Below are 14,576 nucleotides of genomic sequence, written 5' to 3'. Positions count from 1 at the left end.
CTTGTTGTGCTCAGCACAATATCAACCCCATGGCTTATCTAAATGATGTCTTGGGACGTATCCCTGAGCACTCCATTAATCAGATTAATGAATTACTCCCAGATCAGTGGAAGGGGTAGTGCACTTGCCCGGACGGATACGGCTGATCCGCAATATTGGAATTCTGGGTGGTGTCCAGCAGTTGAGGCGCGCTGTTTTCAATAGAATCCAGGAGCTGCCAAACCTTGTTCAAGCTGGGCAGTTTTGTCCGATTTTTTTCCGGCCCAGTTAAAATTAAAACTCTTGAGTTTTTATTTTCAGGTACGGCTTTAATTACTTTGGCTAAGTCATCCAGGGTGATTTTTCCTAGTAATTCTTGCGTAATCTCATAGCGTTGACGTGGGCTGAGGTGTGGAATGTCGTTTACAAACGCATCACTCAATTGATTGGCCCATGCTGCCGAGGCGGTAGTTTCTTCAGCATTTGCTTGTTGCAGCAGGGCATTGAGGAATTCCTGTTTTTGCCGCGCCAATTCACCTGACGCAAAGTTCTGTTGTTTCACTTTTTGCACCTCCTGCCACAAGAGCGCAATCGCCGTGGTCAGTTTGGCTTCGGAAGTAAAGGTCGAAAGAGAAAACATTGGGTTTTGCCCCCAATCACTGCCATACCCCAATCCCGCAAAAGTAAAAGGAGGATCGGCTTGTTGTTGCAAACGAATCAAACGGCGGTTGAGCATGCTGTTGTAGAGGTTGCGGCTCAAAAACTCGTGCATTTCAGGGTAGGTACGCGCAGCAAGCGGCCACGGTTTTTTTGCTTTTTGGCGGATGTACAAAAAAGCCTGACAAAAAGCAGCTTCGGGGTCGGTACAGATTTTTTCTCGCCGTTGGGGGTTGATATTATTCGAATAAGTACGCGGCTTAGGGCCTTTCACGCTCGGTATTCGTCCAAAACGGCGGATGATTTCTTGCTCCAGGGCAATGATGTCGATGTCGCCAACCGCCACAATGGCCATCAAATCGGGGCGGTACCATTTTTGGTAATACTGCTGCAAGGTAGCCACCGAGGCGTGTTTAATGATCGCGGTATCGCCGATGGGCAAACGTTGTAGGCGGCGAGAGCCACGGTACAGCAAAGGTAAATACTGGTCTTCCAAACGTTGATTCGGCCCTTGTCGACTGCGCCATTCCGCCAGTACCACACCCCGTTCTTTTTCTACTTCTTTAGGATCAAAACTGATGCCTGTAGCCCAATCTTCAAGCACCAATAATCCTTTGTGCAAGTGGGTGCTGTCTTTGCGCACCTGCAACTGGTAAACCGTCTCTCCAAAACTGGTATAGGCATTGAGATCGGCCCCAAAACGCACCCCGGATGACTCCAGGTAATTGATCAATTCGTTTTTGGGAAAATGGCGGGTACCATTAAAAGCCATGTGTTCCACAAAATGGGCTAGCCCAAGTTGTTTGTTGTTTTCTTGGAGGGAGCCTGCTTTGATGGCGAGGCGCAATTCCGCGTAACCTGCGGGTTTGTGATTGGCTTTGAGGTAATAGCGAAGGCCGTTGGGAAGTTGACCGGTACGGACGCTGGGATCATTGGGGAGGGTTTGAGCGGACAATCTGAACCACCCCAATCCACAAATCATCATTAGCAACAAATGCTTGAAGTATCTACAACCTTGAATCTGATTTTTATACAAAAATTTCCCCATATAAAAACCCCACAGGGGTGAAATGATTATAGCCAAAAATAGCAAAAAAATTAAAAAGAAAAACCCCAGAGGGGTGGCATTATCGGCTAAAAGACAATGTCACCCCTCCGGGGTTTTTCTAATCTATTTCGTCATTGATCCTATAATCATTTCACCCCTTCGGGGTTTGATGGTGCCAAGGCTCAAATCAAGGGCAATTATCGATTACCGTCTCCGCTTCGCCAGCGCACTACCTGCGCCTCCACCTGGAGCACCAGCACCACCAAAGCCTGGCATCTTGCTCATGTTGTGCATCATTTTGCGCATCTGCTCAAACTGCTTGATGAACATGTTCACATCGTTCAAGGTACGGCCACAACCCTTAGAGATGCGTTGTTTACGGCTGATGTTGAGTAAGTCAGGATTGATGCGTTCCTTGGGCGTCATGGATTGGATGATCGCTTCTACTTTTTTGAAGGCATTGTCGTCGATTTCTACGTTTTTGGTCAGCTTATCCATCCCCGGAATCATGCCCATGATGCTTTTGAGATCACCCATTTTTTTGATCTGGTTGATCTGCGCCATGAAGTCGTTGAAATCGAATTTATTCTTCTGGATTTTTTTCTCCAGTTTTTTTGCCAGTTCTTCGTCGAATTGCTCCTGGGCTTTTTCTACAAAGGTTACGATGTCCCCCATACCCAGGATCCGCTGTGCCATCCGGTCGGGGTAAAACATATCCAGCGTATCCAACTTTTCGCCCATGCTGACGAACTTGATGGGCTTGCCTACGGTGTATTTTACCGAAAGGGCCGCACCACCACGGGTATCGCCATCCATTTTGGTGAGCACCACGCCGTCGAAGTTGATGGTTTCGTTGAAGGCCTGAGCGGTGTTCACCGCATCCTGACCCGTCATCGAATCCACAACAAACAAGGTCTCCTGAGGCAGGATGGCATCCTTGATGTTTTTGATCTCGGTCATCATTTCTTCATCGATGGCCAAACGACCAGCGGTATCCACGATGACGACATCACATTTGTTTTCATTGGCGTATTGGATGGCCTTAAGGGCGATCTGTACCGGATTTTTATTCTCCGGTTCTTTATAGATCGGCACTCCAACCTGCTCCGCCAATACCCCCAACTGATCCATGGCCGCAGGGCGATACACGTCGCAAGCGACCAGCAGTGGGCTTTTTTTCTTTTGGGTTTTGAGCCAAAGGGCCAGTTTGCCGCTGAAGGTCGTTTTACCCGAACCTTGCAGACCCGCAATCAAAATAACGGTAGGTTTGCCAGCGAGGTTGAGCCCGGCTGCCTGTCCACCCATCAAATCAGTCAACTCGTCCATGACGATTTTGATCATCAATTGACCTGGTGAAACGGCTTTGAGCACGTTTTGCGAACCGAGCGCTTTTTCTTTTATCCGATCCGTAAAATCCTTGGCAATTTTATAACTCACGTCAGCATCAACCAAGGCACGACGTATCTCCTTGATGGATGCAGCTACGTTGATCTCCGTTAATTTGTTTTCACCCTTGAGCACCTTTAAGGCACCTTCCAAACGTTCACTTAAACTTTCAAGCATAATTCGATTGATTAAAAACGGACAGCAAAGATACGAAAAAGCTGAAACGAGTAAAGTGGAAAATAAAATTTTGATGCCAAGATTTTGTCTGTGTTAACACAGCTTATATTCTTGGTGAATTTATTGTACAAATCATAAACATTGAATGACATATTCGCTATATTTAAGCATAAATTTTTCAATGTCCTCAAAAACCCAAATTTTCTTATGTCGACACCTACTCGGATTTTATTGATCCTGGCGGTTTTAGTCCTGTACTTTTTTGGTTTACTCCAATTTTGCTCCCACAAAATTTGTGCAGCCTGCGGTACGGATAAAACAGTTTCAGGTATTATTGACAATGCCGACTCACTGAGCCAATATCCCATCCAGTTTAAGTATGGTGATATGAATCCGGCCAAGGGTCCGGGTTTCGACTCCCTGTTGGCAGCGGTCAAGGCGGGCAACAACGATGATAGCATCCTTGAAATCATCGGATTGTTCTACGAAGACGAAGCAGCACCGGCCGGTTTTGAAACCATGGGCCTGGCAAGGGCGACTGCTATCCGCAATGCTTACTTTAAAGACATTCCCGAAGAGCGCATTCGTTTGCGGGGGCGTTTGTTGAACAGCGCAGCACCATCCGACAAAAATGCCTGGTTGGCGGCCTCGGAATTCAAATGGCTACCCAAACAGGAAGTCATTCCTGAATCGGTTGAAGAAATTGCCGATGGGGCCATCATTCGTTTCCCATTCAACTCTACCGAAAAGGAATACGACCCTGCTGTAGACGCCTATTTACAAACTTTGGCCAAACGGGTTGCCAAAACCGGTGAACGCATCGAGTTGACTGGGCATACCGACAACAAGGGCGAACCAGAGTACAACCTGCGCCTTGGGGCCAGTCGTGCCCGTCAGATCCAGGATCTTTTGGTAAAATTGGGGGTAAAAGCAGACTTGATCAGCACCGCTTCCAAGGGTGAAAGTTTGCCCGTTGCACCAAATACCACCGAAGAAAACAGCCACAATAACCGCCGTGTTGAGGTGCGTTTGATCAAAAAACAATCCGAGAACCAATAAAAAAATCCACTATGTTGATCCATATTTTATTGTTTAATTTCACTTCAATGGAATGCTGGCTGCCGCTGTTGTTGGCCTGCCTATTACCGTTCCTGCTGGGCTGGTTGCTCGGCTCTCTCATGAGCGGCAAACGTAAAACCAGCGATGGCTCTACGGCTATGGTTGCTGGCGGAGGCTTGGCAGCTGAACGCGATCAAGCTGTTCACCACGCTAGTGATTTGGAAAAAGAAATGTTCGACTTGCGCTACAAGTTGGATGAATGCCAAAAGGAAAATGATAGCTGGCACAAAAAGACCATGCACGCCGAAGCTGAAGCGGCAGGTTTGAAAGCCAAACTCGAAGTCACCAACGCCAACCTCGCCGCCATGACGATCGCGGCCCAGCCGCCGATCCTGCCTGGAATCGAAATGGCCGCTGCCGTTGCTGGTATTGGAGCAGCCGCTACCCTAACGCCCGTTGCCGGACCAGATACGAGTGGTTACGGGTCTTTGTTTGCCAGCGACAATTTGCAAATTGTAGAAGGCATCGGCCCGAAAGTGGAAGTCGTACTAGAAAATGCAGGCATTCAAACTTGGGGCGATTTGGGTGCAAAAACACCAGATGAACTCCGCGTCATTCTCGCTGCTGCTGGCCTAAGCATGATGAATCCCGATACCTGGCCTCAACAAGCCCAAATGGCCCACGAAGGCAAATGGGATGATTTGATCGAATACCAGCGCTTTCTGGGTGGTGGCCGTGAAACTGCGGGTGATTTTGTGAATCAATCGAAGGTCGAAAGAATGGCTGCCAGCGTGGTAGAATTGCGCAGTGCGGAGTCTCCACGGAGTGTGTACAATCGTTATTTCCTGGACAATAACCTACAAATCATCGAGGGCATTGGTCCAAAAGTAGAAGCTTTGCTGCATGAAAATGGTATCCGTTCCTGGGAAGACCTGGAGGGTAAATCTTCGGATGACCTCAAAGTTATTCTTGCTAGTGCCGGTCTGAGTATGATGAATCCAGATTCCTGGCCCCGTCAGGCACAATTGGCCGCGATGGGCGATTGGGATACGCTGGCTAGTTTGCAGCACACCCTTGATGCAGGTCGTAAGGATGTAGGCGATGGGGACAATCCTGCCAAAATTGATCGCCTGGCCGAAAAATTGGGCTCAGCCCGTTCCGCCAATCGTGAAGCAGGCATCAATTACGCGGCAGTATTTGGTTCCGACAACCTGCAAATCATCGAAGGCATTGGACCTAAAGTTGCTGAGTTATTGGCCAACAACGGAGTTTCCAGCTGGGCCGATCTGGCCAGCAAATCGCCGGATGAAATCAAGCCAATTTTGGAAGAGGCTGGTTCCGCCTACAAAATGATGGATCCTACTTCCTGGCCACAACAAGCCAAACTGGCTGCTGAAGGGCAATGGGCCGCTTTGATCGAATACCAACGCTTCCTGGATGGTGGCAAGGAAACCACGGGAGATTTTGACTCCGCTTCCAAAGCCGAAGACATGGCATTGAAAGCCCTGGGCTTCAGCAACAATCCGGGAGACCTCAAAATCGTGGAAGGCATCGGCCCAAAAATTGAAGAGCTGCTCAAAGCGGCAGGCATCAATACCTTGGATGAACTGTCCAATACGACTGTTGCACGCCTTTACGAAATTCTGGACGCTGCTGGCGACAATTTCCGTCTGGCCAAACCCGTTACCTGGCCCCGTCAGGCGGGCCTGGCTGCCGATGGTCGCTGGGATGAGTTGAAAACTTATCAGGATTTTTTGGATAAGGGAAGCAACCCGGCGTAGTTAAGGAGGTTGAGGGAGGTTTAGGAAGGTTTAGGCTATCGCAGTGACGTGGACAAGATCGCGTCCAAGTCGCTGCGGTAGCCTAAACCTTCCTCAACTTTCTCAACCTTTTATCCGTTTTACAGCAAATCATTATACAGATGTCATCAAAAATCACCTGGGGTATTGTTTTATTCCTCTTACCCCTGAGCATTTTTGCTCAAAACCCGCCTGCTAAAGGATTCAACGCAGCGGGATCGGATGCCAAAGCCATTGCCGTCGCCGATCAAGTGATGGAAGCCATGGGCGGCCGCAAAGCCTGGGATGCTACGCGTTACATTACCTGGAACTTTTTTGGGCGGAGAACCTTGTTGTGGGACAAAAAAGCGGGCCGCGTACGCATCGACATTCCTGGCGACAACAGCACCTACATTGTGGACTTGAACAAAGAAACGGGCCAAATCAAACACAAGGGTACGGTAATGACCCAAGCGGATTCGATCAAAAAATACGCGGGAGTAGCCAAGTCCATTTGGATCAATGACTCCTATTGGCTGGTGATGCCCTATAAGCTGAAAGATTCCGGGGTAACCCTGAAATACAAAGGAGAAATGCCCACCGAGGCTGGAGTAGCCTCCGAGGTTTTGGAACTAACCTTTGAGGGTGTGGGTCGCACCCCCGAAAACCGCTACCTGGTATACGTGGACAAAAACACCCACATGGTAACCCAGTGGCAACATTTCCGCAAGGCATCGGATGAAAAACCGGGGATGTCTACTCCCTGGAACAATTACCAAAAACAGGGAAAAATCATGCTCTCGGGCGACCGGGGTGGGAATCGGCAGTTGAGCGATGTTGGGGTGATGAGTAAGGTGCCGAAGGAGAAGTTTACGACTTTGTAATTACCCCTTAGATGATTCTTAAGTGCCTTGGGTTTCTTAGGTGGTGAAAAAAAAGCAGCTATAACATTTTTTCACCACCTAAGAAACCCAAGGCACTTAAGAATCACCTAAGCTAAAGCGGGCGCAATAATCCTGATCGCTCCTGCCAGCACCCTGAACTCCGCCGGGCATTCCCCCAAAAACTCCCCATCGGCTTCCACGTATACAGGATTGGTTCCGGTTGCTTCCACTGTCACTTCCTTCGACTGGTACAAGTCCACTTTGGGGTGCTCCCCAACGGTACCCGCATAAAACTTTGGCGTCGCCAGCATCACGCCCAATTTACTGAGTTTGCCCGCAATCGTTAGGCCCAATAAACCATCATCGGGAATAGCTTGGGGTACAAACTGCATGCCCCCACCCGAGTACTTACAAATGCCGACATTAATGGTGTAACAAGCTTTTTCTACGCTTTGACCATTAAAGCGCACCCTACATTTTGGTGGCGTAAAACGAAACAAACAGCGCAAAATCCAGCTCAGGTAAACGAAGCGATTGTTGGTTTTAACCTGGTTTTCCACCATGGTTTTGACCACAAAGGCATCGTAACACAAGCCCGCAATGTTGGTAAAAAAACGCTCAACCTTTTGCCCGCCTGACCAAAAAGTAGCCAAGCCTACATCTTGCAAGCGCGAAGGTGCAGAAAACAGTTGTGGCAACCATTCCCGCCAGTTGCTCGGAATGCCGTAAGTCCGAATCCAGTCGTTGCCCGTTCCGACCGGTAGCAAACCATACTGCACTTCGGTGGCAGGTACCGTTTTTTGCAACATCAAACCATTGATCACCTCGTGGTTGGTGCCATCTCCCCCAACGGCGATGATGTGGCGATAACCAGCAGTCAGCGCTTCCTGCACCATGGTGATGGCATGGCCCGGGCCAATCGTAAAATTGGAAACGTATTGGATGTTCAACTTTTGGAGTTCGGCTTCGATGGCGGGCCAGGATTTTTGGACCAGACCTCCGCCAGCAGCAGGATTGGCAATGATGAACCAATTGGGCATAAAAGGGTGTTAGGTTGATTAAAGGGGTTGAGGATGGTTGAGATGGTAGAGGGAGGTTGAGGCTACCGCAGCGCCATACACAAAGGCATTGTCAAAATCGCTGCGGTAGCCTCAACCTTCCTCTACTTCCCTCAACCTTCTAAACCTCACACAATTTTGTGAAAATAATTGCATTTCCCTCACACTTTTTGTACTTTATTGGTGAATTTTGCCGCCAATTAACCAGAACCATTATGTTCAAATCAACATATACCTCGATTGCCATCGTTGCAACCCTGTTTATTTCGCTTTCCACTTGTCAATCGCCCGTGGTGGAAGAAAAAGCGCCCGCCGAAGAACCCACTTTTAGTTACCACAAAGAGCAACAACAGTTTAAAAAAGCTTCCGACGGGTGCAAAAGTGACTCCAATGAATGCGCCATCATTGAGATCGATTTTCCGCAATTCAAGGAACCAGGCGCTGTATTTAAACAAATCAACGACTCGATTTTACACTACATCAAAACGAGTTTGTCCCCAGAAGACATGGGCAATGTGGCTACATTGGACGACTTGGGCAACCGCTTCATCCAGGATTACAACGAATATACCGCCGAGGCCAAAACCCGTGCCGAAGAAGACAATTCTGATCCCTTCATCACCCCCTGGAGCATTGAAACCTATGGAACAGTGACCTTCGAATCACCCAAACTGGTTTCCATCGAACTCAGCACCTATTCCTATACCGGCGGAGCACACCCCAATACAACCGTGACTTTGTTGAACTACGATACCAAAACGGGCAAAGCCATCACCATTAAAGATTTGGTGAAAGACCAGCGAAAATTGGTGCAATTGGCGGAGAAAAAATTCCGCAAAACCCATGAAATAGCCCCCAATGCCAATTTGAATGACCAAGGCTTTTTTTGGGATGGCAAATTCCAGTTGCCTGCCAATATTGGCCTATCCGGAGAAGGCATTTGGTTCTTTTACAACTCTTACGAAATTGCTGCTTATGCCGTTGGGCCCACCGAATTTGTGCTCAGTTGGGAAGAACTGGGTGATTTGGTGGATCAAAGTAAAGTAGTGGGGCAAAAATAAGTGTTCATTTTTTTATCGCCCTAAAGTGAAATAATCGCGCATGTCCAAATCAGTCCTGACTTTTTCATTTCCGCTGTTTTTGTTGTGCTGGGTGCTGCTCAATTTGTTACAGGCCGGCTTCACTCAACTCGACCCCGATGAGGCTTACTATTGGGTCTACGCTCAACAGTTGGATTGGGGGTATTTTGACCATCCACCCGCAGCGGCTTTGTTGATCAAGTTGGGTATCTGGTTGTTTCCGGGTACGCTGGGCCTGCGTTTTTTTATTGTGCTGGCTAACGCTTTGGCCTTTGGGGTGATTTGGGATTTGGCAGGACGCCCTCAGTCGGGTCGGCCGCTTTACCTCCTGATTGCGCTTTTGCTGGCCATGCCTTTTTTGCAGCTCTATGGCTTTATCGCCACCGCTGATGCACCACTGATGTTGTTTTCTGCCCTGTTTTTCTGGGGTTATCAGCGTTTTTTGGCTCGGCCTGGGTTTGCCAATGCGCTGATTTGGGCGGTAATTATGGCGGCCTTGTTGTACAGCAAGTACCACGGCATTTTGTTGATCTTTTTTACGGTATTGTCCAATTTGCGTTTGTTTCGGCAACCCTGGTTTTATGCGGCAGGTTTGATAGGGGCGCTGTTGTTTGTGCCGCATTTGTACTGGCAGTACAGCCACGATTTCCCATCCTTCCGCTATCACCTCAAAGGGCGGGATGATGTGTATGAATTGAAATATACCCTGAATTATTTGCTCAATCAGGTCGTGATTTTTTCGCCACTATTGCTACCTTATATTGTGTTGACTTTGATCAAATTGCCGATTCAAGATCCATTGCAGCGCAGTTTTCGCTGGGTTATGGGTGGTTTTTGGCTCTTTTTCCTTTGGAGCACCAGCAAAGGCCATGTGGAACCACAGTGGACGGCGATTTTGTCTATTCCATTGGTGTTGCTTTTATTTGCACGGGAAAAACAAAAAGGTTTTAATTCCAAAAGCCTGCTGGTTCTTGGCTTTAGCTCAGCAGCGCTTATCCTCTTGGCAAGAGTAGGTTTGTTGTTGCTTTTGCCACCCTTGGGCAAACAATTCGACAATCAATCCTGGATCAGCGCCCTGCAACCCAAAGTGGGTCAGCTCCCGGTTGTTTTCCACAACACCTACCGCAATCCGGCGCTCTACCATTTTTATACCCGCCAAAAAGCGTACGAACTCACCACCGCTCAATACCGCAAAAGCCAATACGACCTCTGGGATGACGAACTGGAACTGCAAGGCAAAAAGGTGTATCTGGTGCTGGACCGCAAAACTTATTGCGCCGCTTGTGACACTTTGAAATTGGGTAAAAAAACCATGCTCGGCGCGGTGCTGGAGGATTTCCAGGTGGCCGAAAAAATCACCCTGGAAGTGCTCAAAGCGCCCCAAAGAGCCAAAGCGGGTGATTCGATTCAGGTGCAGCTGAAATTATATAACCCCTACCCTTTTGCAGTTGATCCCAATCGGGGGACTTTTAAGTTGCGCCTCGGGCTGGCTTATCACCGGGATGGACAGTATTTGTGGGAGGAGTACGGCGTACCTGCCAAGCCGCTGAGTGCCTGGCTGCCAGGGAGGGATTATATTTTGGAGGTAAAATATCGGGTGCCTGTAAAGTTTCCGGGGGAATTGGAGATGGTGTTTGGGTTGCGGTATGGGGAATTGCAGTCGACTTTGGCGAGTGAGGGGCACACCTTGAACGTGCTAAAATAATTCTGTGGATGGAGTAGAAACACCAGCATTTAAAAATAAAAAGTGTTAACTTTATTGCGTTTTAAGAAGTTTTATTAAAATCTTTGGCATAAATCCAATCCCTAGAAATATGGCAACCACCGTATTAAGAGTCAACCTTCAAGACATTAATCTTCAGTTTTTTAAAGACTTACAAGCAAGTGCAGGAAGCACTGCGGAGGTAGAAATACGTGTGGAAACAAATCAACAGGGTGAGGGCTTGTTCTCGGAAGAACAATTCTGGGACATCATCGATCTACTGGATTGGGACAAAGGCCGCCGGGATGAGATCATTCAACCTGCTATCCAGGCTTTGTCCAAGCTGCCCATTTCGAACATCTACTTGTTTGCTGAAAAATTGGCTGAAAAATTGTTCCGCTTGGACACCCGCCAACATGCCAAAGCCTACCTCGCCAAGCAGGAAGACGATTATTTTTCAATGGATGATTTTTTATACGTCCGCTGTGGTGTAGTAGCGGAAGGGCGAGCCTATTATGAACAGGTGCTCAAAGACCCTTCAACTATGCCCGCCGGGATTGATTTTGAGCACCTCTTGAGTGTCGCGCCCGATGCTTATGCCATCAAGACTGGAAGGGAGTTTAATTATGTGCCAAGTTTTAATTATGAAACGAGGAGCAATGCTGAGGCTTGACAGTAAATTGACCCCACATGGCACATCGGAATTCTTATGAGAATGATGAACTGCATCATCTTTACGAAATTATTGACCGTCTGGACAATAGTGAATTCAAATATGGAATCAGTTGTAAACCCATTGATGCAAATGGCAGCTCCAGCCGAATGCGCGAACAAGTCAATCATTTGAACAGAATCGATCAATGGCCTCGCGTTTTTGCCCGAATTTTGATTCAGGATATTCCAGGGAAACGTGAAGCGAGGAGATTAGAAACGGAGCATATTCTGGCTTATGCTTTGGAACATGGAGATAGGCCGAGGGGGAATCCGGTGGATTGAAATAAAAACTGCCATTTCTATCCGAGAAAATCTGGACCTTTAAACCTTTATCCCCAGCTTTCATTTTATCTTCGTTCAAAGACGCTCACCATCTAAATCATCTTCGTCATGTCACCACTCCATCGTCGTCAATTTTTACAAACTTCTACTTTTGCCATTGGCTCCACCTTAGTGCCTGCGGCCTGGCTGCAACAACTCCTGGCCCCCGCGGGTGAAATGAAAATCCTGCGCAACAACGTGGGCATCTTTACCGAAAGAGGAGGCACCATTGCCTGGATGATCGATAAGGAAGGTTTGGTAGTGGTCGACACTCAATTCCCGGATACCGCCGGGCATTTGGTTGAAGAAATCCGCAAACAAAACCAGCGGCGTGTTGATTTGTTGGTCAATACCCACCACCACGGGGATCACTCTGGGGGCAATATTGCCTTTAAGGACATCGTGAACAAAGTGGTGGCCCACAAAAATTCCAGGGCCAATCAGGAGCGAGTGGCCATTGGTGCCAAAACCGAAGACAAACAGTTGTACCCTGATACCACCTTCGATACCAAATGGTCACAAAAAGTTGGCAGCGAAACCATCAGCCTGCACTACTACGGCCCCGGCCACACCAACGGCGACGCATTCGTACATTTTGAAAATGCCAACGTGGTGCATTGTGGGGATTTGATGTTCAATCGGCGTTTTCCCAACATAGACAAAGGTGCCGGTGCCTCGATAGCCAACTGGATTGAAGCGCTGGGCAAAGCCCGTAAAAACTTTGACAAAGACACCCTCTATATTTTTGGACATGCCGCCGATGGTTTACCAGTGACCGGAACCGGAAAAGAATTCGCGGTGATGCAAAATTACCTCTCCAAGCTCTTGAAATTTGTGAAAAAAGAGGTCAAGGCGGGTAAAACCAAAGAGCAGTTGATCGCCTCAAAACCACTACTCATTCCCGGAGCGGAGGAATTTAAAGGTGCAGGCATCGAAAGAAGCCTCAATGCGGCGTATGATGAGGTGGTGGAGGGGAAGCAGTAGGGGGCGGGAAGATAGAGTAGAAAAAACAACATCCTGTCCAGATTTCCACCCCAAGATGCTACTTTTTAGCTTAACTTTGTAAAAAACGTATGAGGCCATTTGATCATTGGGAAACCGAAGCGGTGAAACTGACATTTGGAATTAAACTTTAGGAACGAGAAAAAAATAATTGCACGATTTTGACGCCGCTATTTTGAGCTTAATCGAGTATCTTTTGAGGCGAATAGCAAGCCTATTTAACGAAAAAGATAGGAAGAGTAAGTTCAAAAGAGCCAGACAAAACGTGCAATTATTTTTTTCTCGTTCCTTAGTCCTTATTTTGCCCCAAAATTCGATTCCATGACCAGCAAGGACATTGCCAGTACCCTTAACGCGCTCCCCACTGACAAAGTAAAATACGCCATCGTCGACATCGATGGCATCCTGCGGGGTAAAATCCTGCACCGCAGCAAGTTTTTGAAAGGCCTGGACGAAGGTATGGGCTTTTGCAATGTGGTTTTTGGCTGGGACTCCAACGATGTGTGTTACGACAATACCCGCGCCAGCGGCTGGCATACGGGCTATCCCGATGCCATTTGTAATGTAGATTTGAATACCCTCCGCTACGTGCCGTGGGAAGACAACATTCCATTTTTCCTGGGCGATTTTAGCCAGGCCGAGCCATTGATACGTGGTGCTTGCCCCCGCAGCTTGTTGCGGCGCATTCGACAGGAGTGTCTGGATTTGGGGTATACCCCTATGTTCGCGCAAGAGTTTGAGTGGTTCAACTTCAAAGAAACACCCCAAAGCTGGCACGACAAAGACTACCACTCCCCCACTCCACTCACACCGGGGATGTTTGGGTATTCCATTTTGCGGCCTTCGGTCAATCCTCAATTTTACCACCAACTTTTTGATGACTTACAAGCTTTTGGCATTCCGCTCGAAGGTTTACACACCGAAACCGGGCCAGGCGTGTACGAAGCAGCCATCATTTTTGACGATATTTTAGAGTCTGCCGATCGGGCAACCCTTTTCAAAACCGGGGTGAAAGAAATTGCCTATCGCCACGGCATCATGGCTTCTTTTATGGCCAAATGGAGTGAAGAATTGCCGGGTTGTGGTGGGCATATCCACCAGAGTTTGTGGGATCCTGAACAAAAGCAGAACCTCTTTTACCAGACTGACGCCCCCGAAAAGATGAGCGAATTGATGCAACACTACGTGGCGGGTCAATTGCATTGTTTGCCCTACATTTTGCCCATGTTTGTACCCAATGTGAACAGTTACAAACGTTTGGTGAAAGGTTCATGGGCTTCGGTGAGTGCCTCCTGGGGCATCGAAAACCGGACAACTGCCTTGCGGGTGATCAACCACGGCCACAAGTCCATGCGCCTCGAAACGCGAGTACCCGGAGCTGACTCCAACCCCTATCTGGCCATGTCGGCTTGTTTGGCGGCGGGTCTGTACGGCATCAAAAATCGCCTGACGCTGCCCGACCCCGTGCGCGGCAGTGCATACGACAACACCAGCAATCCACCCCTGCCTACTTCGTTGTATGAAGCGGTGGATTTGATGAAAAGTTCTACCTTGGCGACTGAATTGTTTGGTGCTGAATTTTGCGACCATTTCATCCGCACCCGCGAATGGGAATGGCGGCAGTTCAGCCAGGCGGTAACCCAATGGGAACTAAAGCGGTATTTTGAAATAATATAAGCGTTGAGGAGTTGTGGGGGGGGTGGGGGGGGGGGGGGGGGGGGTGGGGGGGGAG

General features: G+C 48.4%; 13 protein-coding genes. 10 read left to right on the top strand and 3 right to left on the bottom strand.

Annotation, left to right across the window (positions count from 1 at the left end; translation table 11 throughout):
• The coding region (locus ACEW9O_RS19955; RefSeq protein ID WP_373551960.1) for a transposase domain-containing protein at window positions 1–119 on the top strand (119 nt) is incomplete at its 5' end.
• On the opposite strand, the gene ACEW9O_RS19950 is transcribed toward ACEW9O_RS19955, so the two are convergent.
• On the bottom strand, window positions 104–1,621 hold the full coding sequence (locus tag ACEW9O_RS19950) for a M16 family metallopeptidase (RefSeq protein WP_373551959.1): 1,518 nt from the start codon (window positions 1,619–1,621) through the stop codon (window positions 104–106). The two genes, ACEW9O_RS19955 and ACEW9O_RS19950, sit on opposite strands and share 16 nt — an antisense overlap.
• A gap of 267 nt (window positions 1,622–1,888) precedes the next feature.
• The gene (gene ffh / locus ACEW9O_RS19945) at window positions 1,889–3,247 is read right to left on the bottom strand and encodes a signal recognition particle protein (protein ID WP_373551958.1); all 1,359 of its coding nucleotides are present in this window, start codon (window positions 3,245–3,247) and stop codon (window positions 1,889–1,891) included.
• 207 nt (window positions 3,248–3,454) lie between these two features.
• On the opposite strand from ffh, the gene ACEW9O_RS19940 reads away from it, so the two are divergent.
• From ACEW9O_RS19940 to ACEW9O_RS19930, 3 genes are all read left to right on the top strand, one after another.
• Window positions 3,455–4,306: an OmpA family protein gene (locus ACEW9O_RS19940; protein WP_373551957.1), complete on the top strand. Its 852-nt coding sequence runs from the start codon at window positions 3,455–3,457 to the stop codon at window positions 4,304–4,306.
• Window positions 4,307–4,317: 11 nt separating this feature from the next.
• Window positions 4,318–6,087 carry a helix-hairpin-helix domain-containing protein gene (locus tag ACEW9O_RS19935; RefSeq protein WP_373551956.1) on the top strand — a complete coding sequence of 590 codons (1,770 nt, stop codon included), beginning with the start codon at window positions 4,318–4,320 and terminating at the stop codon, window positions 6,085–6,087.
• A gap of 140 nt (window positions 6,088–6,227) precedes the next feature.
• Window positions 6,228–6,968, top strand: a complete 741-nt coding sequence (locus ACEW9O_RS19930; RefSeq protein ID WP_373551955.1) for a hypothetical protein — start codon at window positions 6,228–6,230, stop codon at window positions 6,966–6,968.
• Window positions 6,969–7,075: 107 nt separating this feature from the next.
• Here the strand turns inward: ACEW9O_RS19930 and ACEW9O_RS19925 are convergent, their stop codons facing one another.
• Window positions 7,076–8,008, bottom strand: coding sequence for a diacylglycerol kinase family protein (locus tag ACEW9O_RS19925; RefSeq protein WP_373551954.1), 933 nt, complete (start codon window positions 8,006–8,008; stop codon window positions 7,076–7,078).
• Window positions 8,009–8,241: 233 nt separating this feature from the next.
• On the opposite strand from ACEW9O_RS19925, the gene ACEW9O_RS19920 reads away from it, so the two are divergent.
• From ACEW9O_RS19920 to ACEW9O_RS19895, 6 genes are all read left to right on the top strand, one after another.
• Entirely contained in the window at window positions 8,242–9,087 is an 846-nt protein-coding gene (locus ACEW9O_RS19920; protein WP_373551953.1) for a DUF3298 and DUF4163 domain-containing protein, read from the top strand.
• A 40-nt stretch (window positions 9,088–9,127) separates the two neighbouring features.
• Window positions 9,128–10,810, top strand: a complete 1,683-nt coding sequence (locus tag ACEW9O_RS19915) for an ArnT family glycosyltransferase (RefSeq protein ID WP_373551952.1) — start codon at window positions 9,128–9,130, stop codon at window positions 10,808–10,810.
• A 109-nt stretch (window positions 10,811–10,919) separates the two neighbouring features.
• Complete coding sequence (locus tag ACEW9O_RS19910) at window positions 10,920–11,480, top strand: DUF4240 domain-containing protein (protein WP_373551951.1); 561 nt, start codon at window positions 10,920–10,922, stop codon at window positions 11,478–11,480.
• A 17-nt stretch (window positions 11,481–11,497) separates the two neighbouring features.
• Window positions 11,498–11,803, top strand: a complete 306-nt coding sequence (locus ACEW9O_RS19905; protein WP_373551950.1) for a hypothetical protein — start codon at window positions 11,498–11,500, stop codon at window positions 11,801–11,803.
• A 108-nt stretch (window positions 11,804–11,911) separates the two neighbouring features.
• Complete coding sequence (locus tag ACEW9O_RS19900; protein WP_373551949.1) at window positions 11,912–12,826, top strand: MBL fold metallo-hydrolase; 915 nt, start codon at window positions 11,912–11,914, stop codon at window positions 12,824–12,826.
• A gap of 339 nt (window positions 12,827–13,165) precedes the next feature.
• Complete coding sequence (locus tag ACEW9O_RS19895; protein ID WP_373551948.1) at window positions 13,166–14,521, top strand: glutamine synthetase family protein; 1,356 nt, start codon at window positions 13,166–13,168, stop codon at window positions 14,519–14,521.
• The last annotated feature ends 55 nt before the right edge of the window (window positions 14,522–14,576 follow it).

It is taken from the genome of Haliscomenobacter sp. (assembly GCF_041740695.1).
GTDB lineage: Bacteria > Bacteroidota > Bacteroidia > Chitinophagales > Saprospiraceae > Haliscomenobacter.
This window is presented reverse-complemented; position numbering and strand designations above follow the sequence as displayed.

Coding starts and splice junctions, on each gene's coding strand:
- ACEW9O_RS19935 (WP_373551956.1), top strand. CDS start 4,318: ATGTTGATCCATATTTTATTGTTTAATTTCACTTCAATGGAATGCTGG.
- ACEW9O_RS19920 (WP_373551953.1), top strand. CDS start 8,242: ATGTTCAAATCAACATATACCTCGATTGCCATCGTTGCAACCCTGTTT.
- ACEW9O_RS19930 (WP_373551955.1), top strand. CDS start 6,228: ATGTCATCAAAAATCACCTGGGGTATTGTTTTATTCCTCTTACCCCTG.
- ACEW9O_RS19900 (WP_373551949.1), top strand. CDS start 11,912: ATGTCACCACTCCATCGTCGTCAATTTTTACAAACTTCTACTTTTGCC.
- ACEW9O_RS19950 (WP_373551959.1), bottom strand. CDS start 1,621: ATGATGATTTGTGGATTGGGGTGGTTCAGATTGTCCGCTCAAACCCTC.
- ffh (WP_373551958.1), bottom strand. CDS start 3,247: ATGCTTGAAAGTTTAAGTGAACGTTTGGAAGGTGCCTTAAAGGTGCTC.
- ACEW9O_RS19915 (WP_373551952.1), top strand. CDS start 9,128: ATGTCCAAATCAGTCCTGACTTTTTCATTTCCGCTGTTTTTGTTGTGC.
- ACEW9O_RS19940 (WP_373551957.1), top strand. CDS start 3,455: ATGTCGACACCTACTCGGATTTTATTGATCCTGGCGGTTTTAGTCCTG.
- ACEW9O_RS19905 (WP_373551950.1), top strand. CDS start 11,498: ATGGCACATCGGAATTCTTATGAGAATGATGAACTGCATCATCTTTAC.
- ACEW9O_RS19925 (WP_373551954.1), bottom strand. CDS start 8,008: ATGCCCAATTGGTTCATCATTGCCAATCCTGCTGCTGGCGGAGGTCTG.
- ACEW9O_RS19895 (WP_373551948.1), top strand. CDS start 13,166: ATGACCAGCAAGGACATTGCCAGTACCCTTAACGCGCTCCCCACTGAC.
- ACEW9O_RS19910 (WP_373551951.1), top strand. CDS start 10,920: ATGGCAACCACCGTATTAAGAGTCAACCTTCAAGACATTAATCTTCAG.